The sequence below is a fragment of the Kitasatospora sp. Root107 genome (assembly GCF_001424875.1).
Classification (GTDB): domain Bacteria; phylum Actinomycetota; class Actinomycetes; order Streptomycetales; family Streptomycetaceae; genus Kitasatospora.
In genome coordinates, this window is the sequence record NZ_LMCT01000001.1 from 546,359 (window position 1) to 559,769 (window position 13,411).

Annotated in this window: 12 protein-coding genes; 1 reads left to right on the forward strand and 11 read right to left on the reverse strand. The window is 70.3% G+C overall.

The annotated features are described in order from the left end of the window. Nucleotides 1–59: 59 nt before the first annotated feature. Nucleotides 60–911, reverse strand: a complete 852-nt coding sequence (locus tag ASC99_RS02395) for an SDR family oxidoreductase (protein ID WP_057228051.1) — start codon at nucleotides 909–911, stop codon at nucleotides 60–62. Between the two features lie 93 nt (nucleotides 912–1,004). Here ASC99_RS02395 and ASC99_RS02400 point away from each other — a divergent pair, with 93 nt between their 5' ends. Continuing rightward, the gene (locus ASC99_RS02400; RefSeq protein WP_057227556.1) at nucleotides 1,005–1,385 is read left to right on the forward strand and encodes a helix-turn-helix domain-containing protein; all 381 of its coding nucleotides are present in this window, start codon (nucleotides 1,005–1,007) and stop codon (nucleotides 1,383–1,385) included. 7 nt (nucleotides 1,386–1,392) lie between these two features. On the opposite strand, the gene ASC99_RS02405 is transcribed toward ASC99_RS02400, so the two are convergent. From ASC99_RS02405 to nuoI, 10 genes are all read right to left on the reverse strand, one after another. After that, nucleotides 1,393–2,424, reverse strand: coding sequence for a 2-oxoacid:ferredoxin oxidoreductase subunit beta (locus ASC99_RS02405; RefSeq protein ID WP_057227558.1), 1,032 nt, complete (start codon nucleotides 2,422–2,424; stop codon nucleotides 1,393–1,395). Beyond that, nucleotides 2,424–4,286 (reverse strand): 2-oxoacid:acceptor oxidoreductase subunit alpha, encoded by a 1,863-nt coding sequence (locus ASC99_RS02410; protein WP_235502765.1) that lies wholly within the window; start codon nucleotides 4,284–4,286, stop codon nucleotides 2,424–2,426. Before ASC99_RS02410 ends, ASC99_RS02405 begins: the two co-directional genes overlap by 1 nt. 281 nt (nucleotides 4,287–4,567) lie before the next feature. Next, on the reverse strand, nucleotides 4,568–5,230 hold the full coding sequence (locus ASC99_RS02415; RefSeq protein WP_057227562.1) for a response regulator transcription factor: 663 nt from the start codon (nucleotides 5,228–5,230) through the stop codon (nucleotides 4,568–4,570). Nucleotides 5,231–5,305: 75 nt separating this feature from the next. Continuing rightward, nucleotides 5,306–6,319 carry a polyprenyl synthetase family protein gene (locus ASC99_RS02420; RefSeq protein WP_057227564.1) on the reverse strand — a complete coding sequence of 338 codons (1,014 nt, stop codon included), beginning with the start codon at nucleotides 6,317–6,319 and terminating at the stop codon, nucleotides 5,306–5,308. Nucleotides 6,320–6,491: 172 nt separating this feature from the next. Beyond that, the gene (nuoN, locus tag ASC99_RS02425; RefSeq protein ID WP_057227566.1) at nucleotides 6,492–8,123 is read right to left on the reverse strand and encodes an NADH-quinone oxidoreductase subunit NuoN; all 1,632 of its coding nucleotides are present in this window, start codon (nucleotides 8,121–8,123) and stop codon (nucleotides 6,492–6,494) included. Continuing rightward, complete coding sequence (locus ASC99_RS02430) at nucleotides 8,120–9,736, reverse strand: NADH-quinone oxidoreductase subunit M (protein ID WP_057227568.1); 1,617 nt, start codon at nucleotides 9,734–9,736, stop codon at nucleotides 8,120–8,122. The genes nuoN and ASC99_RS02430 overlap by 4 nt, the downstream gene beginning before the upstream one ends. 31 nt (nucleotides 9,737–9,767) lie before the next feature. Continuing rightward, entirely contained in the window at nucleotides 9,768–11,663 is a 1,896-nt protein-coding gene (gene nuoL, locus ASC99_RS02435; RefSeq protein WP_057227570.1) for an NADH-quinone oxidoreductase subunit L, read from the reverse strand. Nucleotides 11,664–11,677: 14 nt separating this feature from the next. After that, entirely contained in the window at nucleotides 11,678–11,977 is a 300-nt protein-coding gene (gene nuoK, locus ASC99_RS02440) for an NADH-quinone oxidoreductase subunit NuoK (protein ID WP_057227572.1), read from the reverse strand. After that, nucleotides 11,974–12,831, reverse strand: a complete 858-nt coding sequence (locus ASC99_RS02445; protein WP_057227574.1) for an NADH-quinone oxidoreductase subunit J — start codon at nucleotides 12,829–12,831, stop codon at nucleotides 11,974–11,976. Before ASC99_RS02445 ends, nuoK begins: the two co-directional genes overlap by 4 nt. Then, the gene (gene nuoI / locus ASC99_RS02450; protein ID WP_057227577.1) at nucleotides 12,828–13,409 is read right to left on the reverse strand and encodes an NADH-quinone oxidoreductase subunit NuoI; all 582 of its coding nucleotides are present in this window, start codon (nucleotides 13,407–13,409) and stop codon (nucleotides 12,828–12,830) included. The genes ASC99_RS02445 and nuoI overlap by 4 nt, the downstream gene beginning before the upstream one ends. Nucleotides 13,410–13,411 lie beyond the last annotated feature (2 nt).

The window sequence follows — 13,411 nt, forward strand, 5'->3', positions numbered from 1 at the left end:
GGGCTGTCATCTCCGTATCAGGGTTTGACTCATGACAGGCCCTGACCGGCCATGACAGCTCAGACGGCCGCGGCGACCGTCTCCGCCAGCGGCGTGGTCGGACGGCCGATCAGCTTGCTCAGCTCACCCTGGTGCCGGGCCAGCTCACCCCGGGCGATGGCCGCGTCGACCTCGACCAGGATCGAGGCGAAGCCCTCCGGCAGGCCCGCGCCGAGCAGGACGCCCTTGTGCTGCTCGGCCGGCAGGTCGCGGTAGGCCACCGGCTTGCCCGAGGCGGCGGCCAGCACGGCCGCGTACTCCGAGAAGCTCCAGGCCACGTCGCCGCTGAGCTCGTACACCCGGTTCGCGTGCCCCTCGCCGGTCAGCACCTCGACGGCCGCGTCGGCGTAGTCGCGGCGGGCGGCGGTGGCGATCCGGGCGTCGCCGTTGCTGCCGACCACCGCGCCGTGCTCCAGGGCGACGGCGGCGTTGGCGGTGTAGTTCTCGGTGTACCAGCCGTTGCGCAGGAAGACGTAGGGCAGACCGGAGGCGAGGATGGCCGCTTCGGTGCCCTTGTGGTCGTCGGCGAGGGCGAAGTTGGCGTCGTCGCCGCCCAGGATGCCGGTGTACGCGAGCAGCGCGACCCCGGCCGCCTTCGCCGCCTCGACCACGGCGGTGTGCTGCGGGATCCGCACTCCGACCGCGTTGCCCGAGATCAGCAGCACCTTGTCGCCGGCCCCGAAGGCCGCCGCCAGCGTCTCGGGCCGGTCGTAGTCGACCACCCGGACGTCGATGCCCTGGGCGGCCCAGTCGGCGGCCTTCTCGGCCGAGCGGACGGCGACCGCGATCTCGGTGGCGGGGACCTTGGCCAGCAGGCCCTCGACGACCAGGCGGCCGAGCTGTCCGGTGGCTCCGGCGACGACGATCATGATGTTCTCCCTGCGGTGAGCTCTTGTGCTGACAGCACTCACCGTATGTACTGGACTTACCAATCGGAAGTACGCACCTTGAAGTAGGGTACTGACATGAAGGTAAGTGTCGAGCAGCTGCAGCACCCGCCGGACGTCAACGACCGGATGTGCCCGTCCCGGGGCGTGCTGGAGCACGTCACCAGCCGCTGGGGCGTCCTGGTGCTGATCGCGCTGGCCGAGCGCGAGTACCGGTTCAGCGAGCTGCGCCGCCGGGTCGCCGGGGTCAGCGAGAAGATGCTCGCCCAGACCCTGCAGACCCTGGAGCGGGACGGCTTCGTGCACCGCGAGGCGCACCCGGTGATCCCGCCCCGGGTCGACTACCGGCTGACCCCGCTCGGCACGGAGGCCGCCGACGTGGTCGGCGGCCTCGCGCACTGGGTCGAGCGGCACACTCCCACGGTGCTGACGTCCCGCCAGGAGTACGACACCCGCTGAGCTCGGGTCAGGCCACCGTCCAGGTGTCCTTGCCGGTCAGCAGGGCGCCCAGGTCTCCCGGGCCCTGCTGCTCGACCGCCAGGTCGAGCTGATCGCCCATCAGGTCGTCGTAGACCGGCCGTTCGACCGAGCGCAGCACCCCGATCGGGGTGTGGTGCAGGGTGTCCGCGTCGGCGATCCGGGACAGCGCGAACGCCAGCGCCGGGTTCGGGTGGTGGGCGTCGTGCACCAGCACGTCCGCCTGGTTGTCCTCGGTCAGCGGGGCGACGTGCAGCTCGCCGAGCGCGTCCCGGAAGACGCCCCGGCCGGCGAAGGTGATCGGCTGCCCGTGCTCGAGCCGGATCAGCGCCTCGTCCCGGGTCCCCGGGTCCTTGAGCACCTCGAAGGCGTTGTCGTTGAAGATGTTGCAGTTCTGGTAGATCTCCACCAGCGCGGTGCCCTGGTGCTCGGCGGCCGCCCGGAGCACCGACTGAAGGTGCTGGCGGTCCGAGTCGATGGTGCGGGCGACGAAGGTGGCCTCGGCGCCGATCGCCAGCGAGATCGGGTTGAACGGGTGGTCCAGCGAGCCCATCGGGGTGGACTTGGTGATCTTCCCGACCTCGCTGGTGGGCGAGTACTGACCCTTGGTCAGCCCGTAGATCCGGTTGTTGAACAGCAGGATCTTCAGGTTGACGTTCCGTCGCAGCGCGTGGATCAGGTGGTTGCCGCCGATCGACAGCGCGTCGCCGTCACCCGTCACCACCCAGACCGACAGGTCCCGCCGGGAGGCGGCCAGGCCGGTGGCGATCGCCGGGGCGCGGCCGTGGATCGAGTGCATCCCGTAGGTGTTCATGTAGTAGGGGAACCGGGAGGAGCAGCCGATGCCGGAGACGAAGACGGTGTTCTCCCGCCGGATGCCCAGCTCGGGCATGAAGGCCTGGACGGCGGCCAGGATCGCGTAGTCCCCGCAGCCGGGGCACCAGCGCACCTCCTGGTCGGTCTTGAACTCCTTGGCGGTCTGCAGCGCCTCGGCCTTGGGGACCAGTCGAAGGCTCTCCATCACTTCTCCTCCAGAGTGCCGATGGCGGCGGACAGCACGTCGGCCAGCTGGGCCGCCTTGAAGGGCAGGCCGCGCACCTGGTTGTAGGACTCGGCGTCCACCAGGTACTTGGCGCGCAGCAGCAGCGCGAGCTGGCCGAGGTTCATCTCCGGCACGATCACCTTGTCGTACGCCTTGAGGATCGAACCCAGGTTCGCCGGGAAGGGGTTGAGGTGCCGCAGGTGGGTCTGCGCCACCTCGCCGCCGTCCGCACGCACCCGTCGGACGGCCGCGGTGATCGGGCCGTAGGTGGAGCCCCAGCCGAGCACCAGCACCCGGGCGCTACCCGACGGGTCGTCAACCTCCAGGTCCGGTACGTCGATTCCGTCGATCTTGGCCTGCCGGGTGCGGACCATGAAGTCGTGGTTGGCCGGGTCGTAGGAGATGTTCCCGGTGCCGTCCTGCTTCTCGATCCCGCCGATCCGGTGCTCCAGGCCGGCCGTGCCGGGCACCGCCCACGGGCGGGCCAGCGTGGCCGGGTCGCGCTGGTACGGCCAGAACTCGCCGTCGTGGTTCGGTCCGGTGGCGAAGTCCGGGTCGATCAGCGGGAGTTCGTCCACCTGCGGGATCCGCCAGGGCTCCGAGCCGTTGGCCAGGTAGCCATCGCTCAGCAGGAAGACCGGGGTGCGGTAGGTGACCGCGATCCGGGCGGCCTCCAGCGCGGCGTCGAAGCAGTCGGCCGGGGTGGCGGGGGCCACGATCGGCACCGGCGCCTCGCCGTTGCGGCCGAACATCGCCTGCAGCAGGTCGGCCTGCTCGGTCTTGGTCGGCAGGCCGGTGGACGGGCCACCGCGCTGGATGTCCACCACCAGCAGCGGGAGTTCGAGCGAGACTGCCAGCCCGATGGTCTCCGACTTCAGCGCCACGCCGGGCCCCGAGGTGGTGGTGACGCCCAGCGCCCCGCCGAAGGCGGCGCCGAGCGCGGCCCCGATCCCGGCGATCTCGTCCTCGGCCTGGAAGGTCCGGATGCCGAAGTTCTTGTGCCGGGACAGCTCGTGCAGAATGTCCGAGGCCGGGGTGATCGGGTAGGAGCCCAGGAAGACCGGCAGGCCTGAGCGCTGCCCGGCCGCGATCAGCCCGTACGACAGCGCGAGGTTGCCGGAGATGTTCCGGTAGGTGCCGAGCGGCAGCCTGGCCGGGGCCACCTCGTAGGAGACCGCGAAGTCCTCGGTGGTCTCGCCGAAGTTCCAACCCGCCCGGAACGCCACGATGTTGGCCTCGGCGATCTCCGGCTTCTTGGCGAACTTCTGCCGCAGGAACGCCTCCGTCCCGTGCGTGGGCCGGTGGTACATCCAGGACAGCAGCCCGAGCGCGAACATGTTCTTCGCCCGCTCGGCGTCCTTGCGGGCCAGGCCGGAGTCCTTGAGCGCCTCCAGGGTGAGCGCCGTCAGCGGCACCCGGTGCACGTGGTACGCCTCCAGCGAGCCGTCGCCCAGCGGGTCGGCGGCGTAGCCGACCTTCGCCAGCGCGCGCTTGGTGAACTCGTCGGTGTTGGCGATGATCTCGGCACCGCGCGGCAGGTCGGCCAGATTGGCCTTGAGCGCCGCCGGGTTCATCGCGACCAGTACGTTCGGCGCGTCGCCCGGGGTGAGGATGTCGTGGTCGGCGAAGTGCAGCTGGAACGACGACACGCCCGGCAGCGTCCCGGCGGGCGCCCGGATCTCGGCCGGGAAGTTCGGCAGCGTCGAGAGGTCGTTGCCGAACGAGGCCGTCTCCGAGGTGAAGCGGTCGCCGGTGAGCTGCATGCCGTCGCCGGAGTCCCCGGCGAACCGGATGATCACCCGGTCCACTCGCCGGATCGGCTTCGCGGGCCGCTGCCGCACACCCGGCGGCGGGACCGGCCCCGAGCGGCCTTCGCCGTCGTCCGAACCGTCCACTGCCTCTACCTGATCCACCTGACTGGTCACTGCCGCGGACCTCCTCGTGGGCGCCAGCCGCGGGCGTGAGCCGTGTGCCCCGTCCGCGTGGTGCACTGCTTCGCATCCTAGGTGTCCGGACCCCGCGTGGGCCGGAACTTCGGGTCAACGGCGGGGCCTCCACTGGTACACAACGTTGACGTCAGGGGTCTTCATGCCCTGCGCAGGGGTGGCCGGATCAAGCCCCCCTAGGACTGCAGGTAGGTGAGCACGGCCAGCACCCGCCGGTGGTCCTCGGGGCTCTGGCCCAGGCCCAGCTTGAGGAAGATGTTGCTGACGTGCTTCTCCACCGCACCGTCCGAGACCACCAGCTGCCGGGCCACCGCGGCGTTGGTCCGCCCCTCGGCCATCAGCCCGAGCACCTCCCGCTCGCGCGGGGTCAGCCCGGCCAGCACGTCACCCTTTCGGCTGCGGCTGAGCAGCTGCTGCACCACCTCCGGGTCCAGCGCGGTGCCACCGTCGGCGACCCGGACCACGGCGTCGACGAACTCCCTGACCTCGGCGACCCGGTCCTTGAGCAGGTAGCCGACGCCCCGGGTGGAGCCGGCCAGCAGCTCGCTCGCGTACTTCTCCTCGACGTACTGGGAGAGCACCAGCACCCCCACCGCCGGGTACAGGCCACGCAGCGTGACGCAGGCCCTGATGCCCTCGTCGGTGTGGGTCGGCGGCATCCGGACGTCGGCCACCACCACGTCGGGCAGCGCGTCGACGGCGGCCAGCTCCTGCACGGTGCGGACCAGTGCCTCGCCGTCCCCGACGCCCGCGACCACCTCCAGGCCCCGGTCGGTGAGCAGCCTGGTCAGACCCTCACGCAGCAGTACGGAGTCCTCGGCGATGACGACACGGAGCATGACGGCCTTTCGGGCAGGGAGACCGGACGGCGTCCAGTCTCCCGCATGTGACGGCGCGTCACACGGCGGGCCCCGTCACATCGTGCGGATGGCCACCGCGTCGCACAGACCCTGCAGGGCCGCCTTGGCCGGGCAGTCCGGCAGCGGGGCCAGCAGCGCGCGGGCCTCCTCGGCGTAGCGCAGGGTGTCCCGGCGGGCGCGCTCCAGCGCGGGGTGCCGGCGCAGCAGCTTGAGCGCCTCGGCGTGCAGCTCGTCGTCGCCCGCCAGGTCGAGGGTGAGCAGCTCGCGCAGCCGGACGTCCTCGGGGTCGCTCTCGTCCACCGGCATCTGCTGGAGCAGCAGGATCGGCAGCGTCGGCACGCCCTCGCGCAGGTCGGTGCCGGGGGTCTTGCCGGACTCGTGGCCGTCGCTGGCGATGTCGAGCACGTCGTCGGCGAGCTGGAACGCGGTGCCCATCCGCTCGCCGTACTGGCGGAGGATCTCGACCGCCTCCGGCGTGGCCCCGGCCATCAGCGCGCCGAGGTGGCAGGCGACCGCGACCAGCGAGCCGGTCTTGCCCGCGATCACGTCCAGGTAGTGCTGGAGCGGGTCGTCCTCGGGGCGCGGGCCCGCGGTCTCCAGGATCTGACCGGTCACCAGCCGCTCGAAGGCGTCGGCCTGCAGGCGGACCGCCGCCGGGCCGAGGTCCGCCAGCACCTGGGAGGCGCGGGAGAACAGGAAGTCGCCGGTCAGGATCGCGACCGAGTTGTCCCAGCGGGAGTTGGCGCTCGGCGCGCCCCGCCGGACGGGGGCCTCGTCCATCACGTCGTCGTGGTACAGCGTGGCCAGGTGGGTCAGCTCGACCACCACTGCGGCGGGGACCACACCGGGCGCGTACGGGTCGCCGAACTGGGCGGCCAGCATGACCAGCAGCGGGCGGAAGCGCTTGCCGCCGGCCTCGATCAGGTGGCTCGCGGTGACGGTGATGAAGGGGACGTCGCTCTTGACCGTCTCGGTCAGGGACGCCTCGACGGCATCCATGCCGGCCTGCACGTCGCTGGTCAGATCGCGGTCCTGCACGCTCAGTCCGAAGGGCCCCACGACGGTCACGCAGACCACTCCTGTCCCTGGTCGATTCGCGGCCTGGTCCCTGAGTGCCGCCGCTGGCCTACAAGGAGGGTATCCGGTTGTGAGTGGATCACTGCACGGGCGTGCGGGTGTGCACACGGGTGTGCACGAAACAGGGCCCGCAGCCTGCGGCTACGGGCCCTGCCGCGACGACTCAACGCGTGAAGACCGAGGCCGAGGTGGCCAGGTCGAGGAAGTACTGCGGGGCCAGCCCGAGCACCAGGGTGACCAGCACGCCGATCGCGATGGCGGTGCGGGTGAGCACGCTGGGCACGGCCACGGCGGGCCCGCCCGGGCGCGGGTCGGAGAAGAACATCAGCACGATCACGCGGATGTAGAAGAAGGCCGCGACGGCCGAGCTGAGCACACCGACGATCACCAGCGGCGTGGCGCCGCCGGCCGCCGCCGCCTGGAACACCGCGAACTTGCCGGTGAAGCCGGAGGTCAGCGGGATACCGGCGAAGGCCAGCAGGAAGAGCGCGAAGACCGCTGCCAGCAGCGGCGACCGCCGGCCCAGACCGGCCCAGCTGGAGAGATGGGTGGCCTCGCCCTTGGAGTCGCGCACCAGGGTCACCACCGCGAACGCGCCGAGGGTGACGAAGGAGTACGCAGCCAGGTAGAAGAGCACCGCACCGATGCCCTGCTTGTTGGAGGCGATCACCCCGGTCAGGATGAACCCGGCGTGCGCGATCGAGGAGTAAGCCAGCAGCCGCTTGACGTCCTGCTGGGTGACGGCCAGCACCGCGCCGACCACCATGGTCAGGATCGCCACGCCCCACATGACGGGCCGCCAGTCCCAGCGCAGGCCGGGGAAGGCCACGTAGAACAGCCGGAGGAAGGCGCCGAACGCGGCCGTCTTGGTGGCCGCGGCCATGAAGCCGGTGACCGGGGTCGGCGCGCCCTGGTAGACGTCCGGGGTCCAGGAGTGGAACGGCACCGCGCCGACCTTGAAGAGCAGGCCGACCGAGATCATCGCCAGGCCGATCAGCAGCAGCGCGTCGTTCTGGGTTGAGCCCGCCAGCGCGGGGGTGACCTGGGCGACCCCGGACACCACGTCGGCGATCCCGCCGAGGCTGACGGTGCCCGCGTAGCCGTACAGCAGCGCGGTGCCGAACAGGAAGAAGGCCGAGGCGAAGGCGCCGAGCAGGAAGTACTTGACCGCCGCCTCCTGGGAGAGCAGCCGGCGGCGCCGGGCCAGGGCGCACAGCAGGTAGAGCGGGAGGGAGAAGACCTCCAGCGCGACGAACATGGTCAGCAGGTCGTTGGCGGCCGGGAAGAGCAGCATGCCGCCGACCGCGAACAGGGTGAGCGGGAAGACCTCGGTGGAGGCGAACCCGGCCCTGGTGGCCTCCCGCTCCTGCTCGCTGCCGGGGACGGCCGCGCCCTGCGGGGCGAAGGCGTCCACCGCGTTGCCGTTCAGCCTCGGCTCCAGCCGGCGCTCGGCGTAGGTGAGCACGGCCACCGCGGCGGAGAGCACGATCAGGCCCTGGAGGAACAGCGCGGGGCCGTCGATGGCCACCGCGCCCATCGCCAGCAGCCCGGCCTCGGTGGTGGCGTGACCCTGGGCGGCCAGCACCACCACGGCGCCGAACGAGGCGGCCAGACCGAGCAGCGCGATGGTGAGCTGGGCGCCGTACCGGGCCCGGCGCGGCAGGAAGGCCTCGGCCAGGACGCCCAGCAGGGCGGCGCCGAAGACGATCAGCATCGGCGAGAGCTGGCCGTACTCGATGTGCGGCGCCGGGATGCTGGGGCTGTTGCCGCCCGCGGCGGCGAGCCAACCGCTCACTTGTGCTCACCTCCGGTGGTGGCGGCGACCGGGTGGGCCGGTGCCGGGTCGGTCTGCTGGACCTGGGACTGGGTGGCGTCCACGGTCGGGTTGACCAGGTCGGTGAGCGGCTTGGGGTAGACGCCCAGCAGGATGGTCAGGGCCACCAGCGGGGCCACCACGGCGAGTTCACGGACCTTCAGGTCCGCCATACCCGCCACGCCCTCCTTGACCGGTCCGGTCATGGTGCGTTGGTAGAGCAGCAGCGCGTACAGCGCGGCCAGCACGATGCCAAGGGTGGCGATGATCCCGATCACCGGGTACTTGGAGAAGGTGCCGACCAGGACCAGGAACTCGCTGACGAACGGGGCGAGCCCGGGCAGCGAGAGGGTGGCCAGGCCGCCGATCAGGAAGGTCCCGGCGAGCACCGGGGCGACCTTCTGCACGCCGCCGAAGTCGCTGATCAGGCGCGAGCCCCGACGGGAGATCAGGAAGCCCGCGACCAGCATCCAGGCGGCGGTGGAGATGCCGTGGTTCACCATGTAGAGGGTGGCACCGCTCTGCGCCTGGGTGGTGAAGGCGAAGATCCCCATGATGATGAAGCCGAAGTGCGAGATCGAGGCGTACGCGACCAGCCGCTTGATGTCCTTCTGACCGACCGCCAGCAGCGCGCCGTAGACGATCCCGATCAGGGCCAGCACCAGGATCACCGGACCGAAGGTGGTGGACGCCTCCGGGAAGAGCCCGAGGCAGAACCGCAGCATCGCGAAGGTGCCGACCTTGTCGACGACCGCCGTGATGAGGACGGCCGTTCCGGCGGTGGCCTCGCCCATCGCGTTCGGCAGCCAGGTGTGCAGCGGCCAGAGCGGGGCCTTCACCGCGAAGGCGAAGAAGAAGCCCAGGAAGAGCGCCTTCTCGGCGGTCGGGTCGATCACCAGCCTGCCGTCGGCGATCGCGTTCGTCAGGGTCGGCAGGTCGAAGGTGGCCAGGCCCTGTCCGGCGGCGATCACGTACAGCCCGATCACGGCGGCCAGCATGACCAGCCCGCCGAGCAGGTTGTAGAGCAGGAACTTGACGGCGGCGTACGAGCGCTGGGCGCTCGCGTCCGGACCGCCGGCCCGGTCGCCGAAGCCGCCGATCAGGAAGTACATCGGGATCAGCATGGCTTCGAAGAAGACGTAGAACACGAAGACGTCGGTGGCCAGGAAGGAGACGATCACCATCGCCTCGACCGCCAGCACCAGGGCGAAGAAGCCCTGGGTCCGGCGCAGGTTCTCGAAGGTGCCGTCCGGGTTCTGGATCGGCTCCGCGTCGTGCCAGGAGGCCAGCAGCACGATCGGCACCAGCACGGCGGTGAGCAGCACGAGGACCGCGCCGATCCCGTCCACGCCGAGCGAGAAGCTGATCCCGAAGGACCTGATCCAGCTGTACGACTCGGTCAACTGGTAGCGGTCACCGCCGGGTTCGTACCGGACGGCGACCAGCACGGCCAGCACCAGGGCGGCCGTCGAGACGGCCATCGCGGTGAGCTTCGCCGTCCGACGGCGGGCCTCGGTGGTGCCGCCCGGCAGCGCCGCGGTGAGCACCGCCCCGGCGGCGGGGACGGCACAGGTGGCGGTCAGCAGGTAGCTCATCGCCGTACCTCCCTTGCGAAGTGACGAGACATCAGACCGACCTCATCAGGAGAGTGGTGGCGACCAGCACCAGGGTGCCGCCGAACATCGAGAGCGCGTAGGTGCGGACGTAACCGGTCTGGATCCGGCGCAGCCGGCCGGAGATGCCGCCGATCGCGGCGGCCAGACCGTTCACGAAGCCGTCCACGGCCTTGCTGTCCAGGTAGACCAGCGAGGCGGCCAGGGCGGAGCCGGGGCGGACCAGCACGGCGTGGTTGAAGTCGTCCTGGAGCAGGTCGCGGCGGGCCGCCCGGGTGAGCAGTGAGCCCACCGGCGGGACGACCGGCACGGACGAGCGGCCGTACATCAGCCAGGACAGCAGCACACCGGCGAGCACGCAGACCGAGGTGAGCAGGGTGACCGTGGTGGCGTTCAGCGGCGAGTCGCCGTGGGCCAGTCCGGTGACCGGCTCCAGCCAGTCGACGAAGGACTCGTTCCAGGCGAACAGCCCACCGGCGAAGACCGAGCCGAAGGCCAGTACGACCATCGGCAGCGTCATGACGGCCGGGGACTCGTGCGGGTGCGGCTCGTGGCCTTCATCGTCGGTCTGCCAGCGCTTCTCGCCGAAGAAGGTCAGGAGCATCACCCGGGTCATGTAGAACGCGGTGACCGCGGCACCGACCAGGGTGCAGACGCCGAGGATCCAGCCCTCGGTGCCGCCCTTGGCGAACGCCGCCTCGATGATCTGGTCCTTGGAGAAGAAGCCGGACAGACCGGGGAAGCCGATGATCGCCAGGTAGCCGAGGCCGAAGGTGACGAAGGTGACCGGCATGTACTTGCGCAGGCCGCCGTAGTGCCGCATGTTCACCTCGTCGTTCATGCCGTGCATGACCGACCCGGCGCCGAGGAACAGCCCGGCCTTGAAGAAGCCGTGCGTCACCAGGTGCATGATGGCGAAGGCGTAGCCGATCGGGCCGAGGCCCGCCGCCAGCACCATGTAGCCGATCTGCGACATGGTCGAGCCGGCCAGCGCCTTCTTGATGTCGTCCTTGGCACAACCGACGATGGCACCGAACAGCAGCGTCACCGCACCGACCACCACGACCACGGTCTGGGCGTCGGGGGCCAGGTTGAAGATCACGCTGGACCGGGTGATCAGGTAGACCCCGGCGGTCACCATGGTGGCCGCGTGGATCAGGGCCGAGACCGGGGTCGGGCCCTCCATCGCGTCCCCGAGCCAGGACTGCAACGGCACCTGGGCGGACTTGCCGCAGGCGGCCAGCAGCAGCATCAGCGCGATCGCGGTCAGCTTGCCCTCGCTCGCCTGGTCGGCGGCGCCGAAGACCCCACTAAAGGTGAAGTCGCCGAACTCGACGAACATCAGCATGATGGCGATCGAGAGCCCGAGGTCGCCGACCCGGTTGACCAGGAAGGCCTTCTTCGCGGCCACCGCCGCGCTCGGCTTGTGCTGCCAGAAGCCGATCAGCAGGTACGAGGCCAGCCCCACACCCTCCCAACCCGCGTACAGCAGCAGGTAGTTGTCCGCCAGCACGAGCAGCAGCATGGCGGCCAGGAAGAGGTTCAGGTAGGCGAAGAAGCGACGGCGGCGCGGGTCGTGCGCCATGTAGCCCATCGAGTAGATGTGGATCAGCGTGCCGACACCCGTGATCAACAGCACGAAGGTGACGGACAGTTGGTCCAGCTGGAAGGCGACGTCGGCCTTGAAGTCGCCGACCTCGATCCAGGTGTAGAGGTACTGGGAGACCGAGCGGTGCTCGGCGTCCCGGCCCAGCATGTCCGAGAACAGTGCCAGGCCGAGCCCGAACGAGGTGGCGGCCAGCGCGGTGCCGAGCCAGTGCCCGTAGCGGTCGAACAGCCGACCACCGAGCAGCAGCAGGGTGGCACCGAGCAACGGGGCCGCCACGAGCAGCGGAATGAGTGAGTTCACCGTGGGCCCTCCGCCTACAGCTTCATCAGGTTGCTGTCATCGACCGAAGCCGAGTGCCTGGACCGGAAGATGGACACGATGATGGCGAGGCCGACCACGACCTCGGCCGCGGCGACCACCATGGTGAAGAACGCGATGATCTGGCCGTCCAGGTTGCCGTGCAGCCGGGAGAAGGTGACCAGCGCGAGGTTCGAGGCGTTGAGCATCAGCTCGACGCACATGAAGAGCACGATCGCGTTCCGCCGGATCAGCACGCCGGAGGCACCGATGGTGAACAACAGGGCCGACAGGTAGAGGTAGTTGACGGGATTCACGCCTGCTCCTCCTGCTCCGGCTTGGTCTTCGGCGTGGTCTCCAGCGCCTTGCGCGGGCCGGTCACCGGCGGACGGGCCGACGGCGCGCGGCCCAGCCAGTCGGCGGTGCTCGCCTCCAGCTCGGCCATCCGGTCCAGCATGTCGCGGCTGACGTCGCGGATCTGGCCGCGCTCGCGCAGCGTGTTCATCACCGAGTCCTCGCTGATGGTGCCGTCCGGCAGCAGCGCCGGGATGTCCACCGCGTTGTGCCGGGCGTACACGCCGGGGGCGGGCAGCGGCGGCAGCTGGATGTTGTCCTTGACCCGCTGGGCGGCCAGCTGACGCTGGGTCAGCGGGGCCCGGACGTGCTCACGGTGGGTCAGCACCATCGCGCCGATCGCCGCGGTGATCAGCAGCGCACCGGTCAGCTCGAAGGCCCAGACGTAGTCGGTGAACAGCAGCCGGGCCAGGCCCTGCACGTTGCCCTCGGCGTTCGCCTCGGCCAGGCCGGCGAAGGTGGAGAGCTTGGCGTTGGCGATCCCGGCGATCAGCAGTACGCCGAAGCCGAGGCCGCAGAGCACGGCGGCGATCCGCTGGCCCTTCAGCTGCTCCTTGAGCGAGTCGGCGCTGGTCACACCGACCAGCATCAGCACGAACAGGAACAGCATCATGATCGCGCCGGTGTAGACCACGATCTGCACCACGCCCAGGAAGACCGCACCCTGGGCGAAGTAACAGACCGCCAGCGCCATCATGGTGGCGGCCAGGCAGAGTGCGCTGTGCACCGCCTTCTTCGTCAGCAGCATGCCGAGCGCGCCGCCGACCGCGAGCACGGCGATGATCCAGAACTGGACCGCCTCTCCGGTGGAGGTCATCCCTGCACCTCCCGCTCCCGGTCGGTCCGCTCCTGCTGGACGGTGCCCGGTGCCGCCTGGGTGATCTCGAGGCGGTAGTACGCGCCCTCGTCGGCACCCGGGTAGTAGGCGTGCGGGGTGTCCACCATGCCCTCGGTGAGCCCCACCAGCAGCTGCTCCTTGGTGAAGATCAGGTCGGCCCGGGTGGAGTCCGCCAGCTCGTACTCGTTGGTCATGGTGAGCGCCCGGGTCGGGCAGGCCTCGATGCACAGCCCGCACAGGATGCAGCGGGCGTAGTTGATCTGGTAGACCGCGCCGTACCGCTCACCGGGCGAGTAGCGCTCCTCGTCGGTGTTGTCCGCGCCCTCGACGTAGATCGCGTCGGCCGGGCAGGCCCAGGCGCAGAGCTCGCAGCCGACGCACTTCTCCAGGCCGTCCGGGTGCCGGTTCAGCTGGTGGCGGCCGTGGAAGCGCGGAGCGGTGGGCTTCTTCTGCTCCGGGTACTGCTCGGTCAGCCGCTTCTTGAACATGGCCTTGAAGGTCACGCCGAAGCCTGCGGCCGGGCCGAGGAACGACGCCTTGTCGGTCTCGTCAGACATGG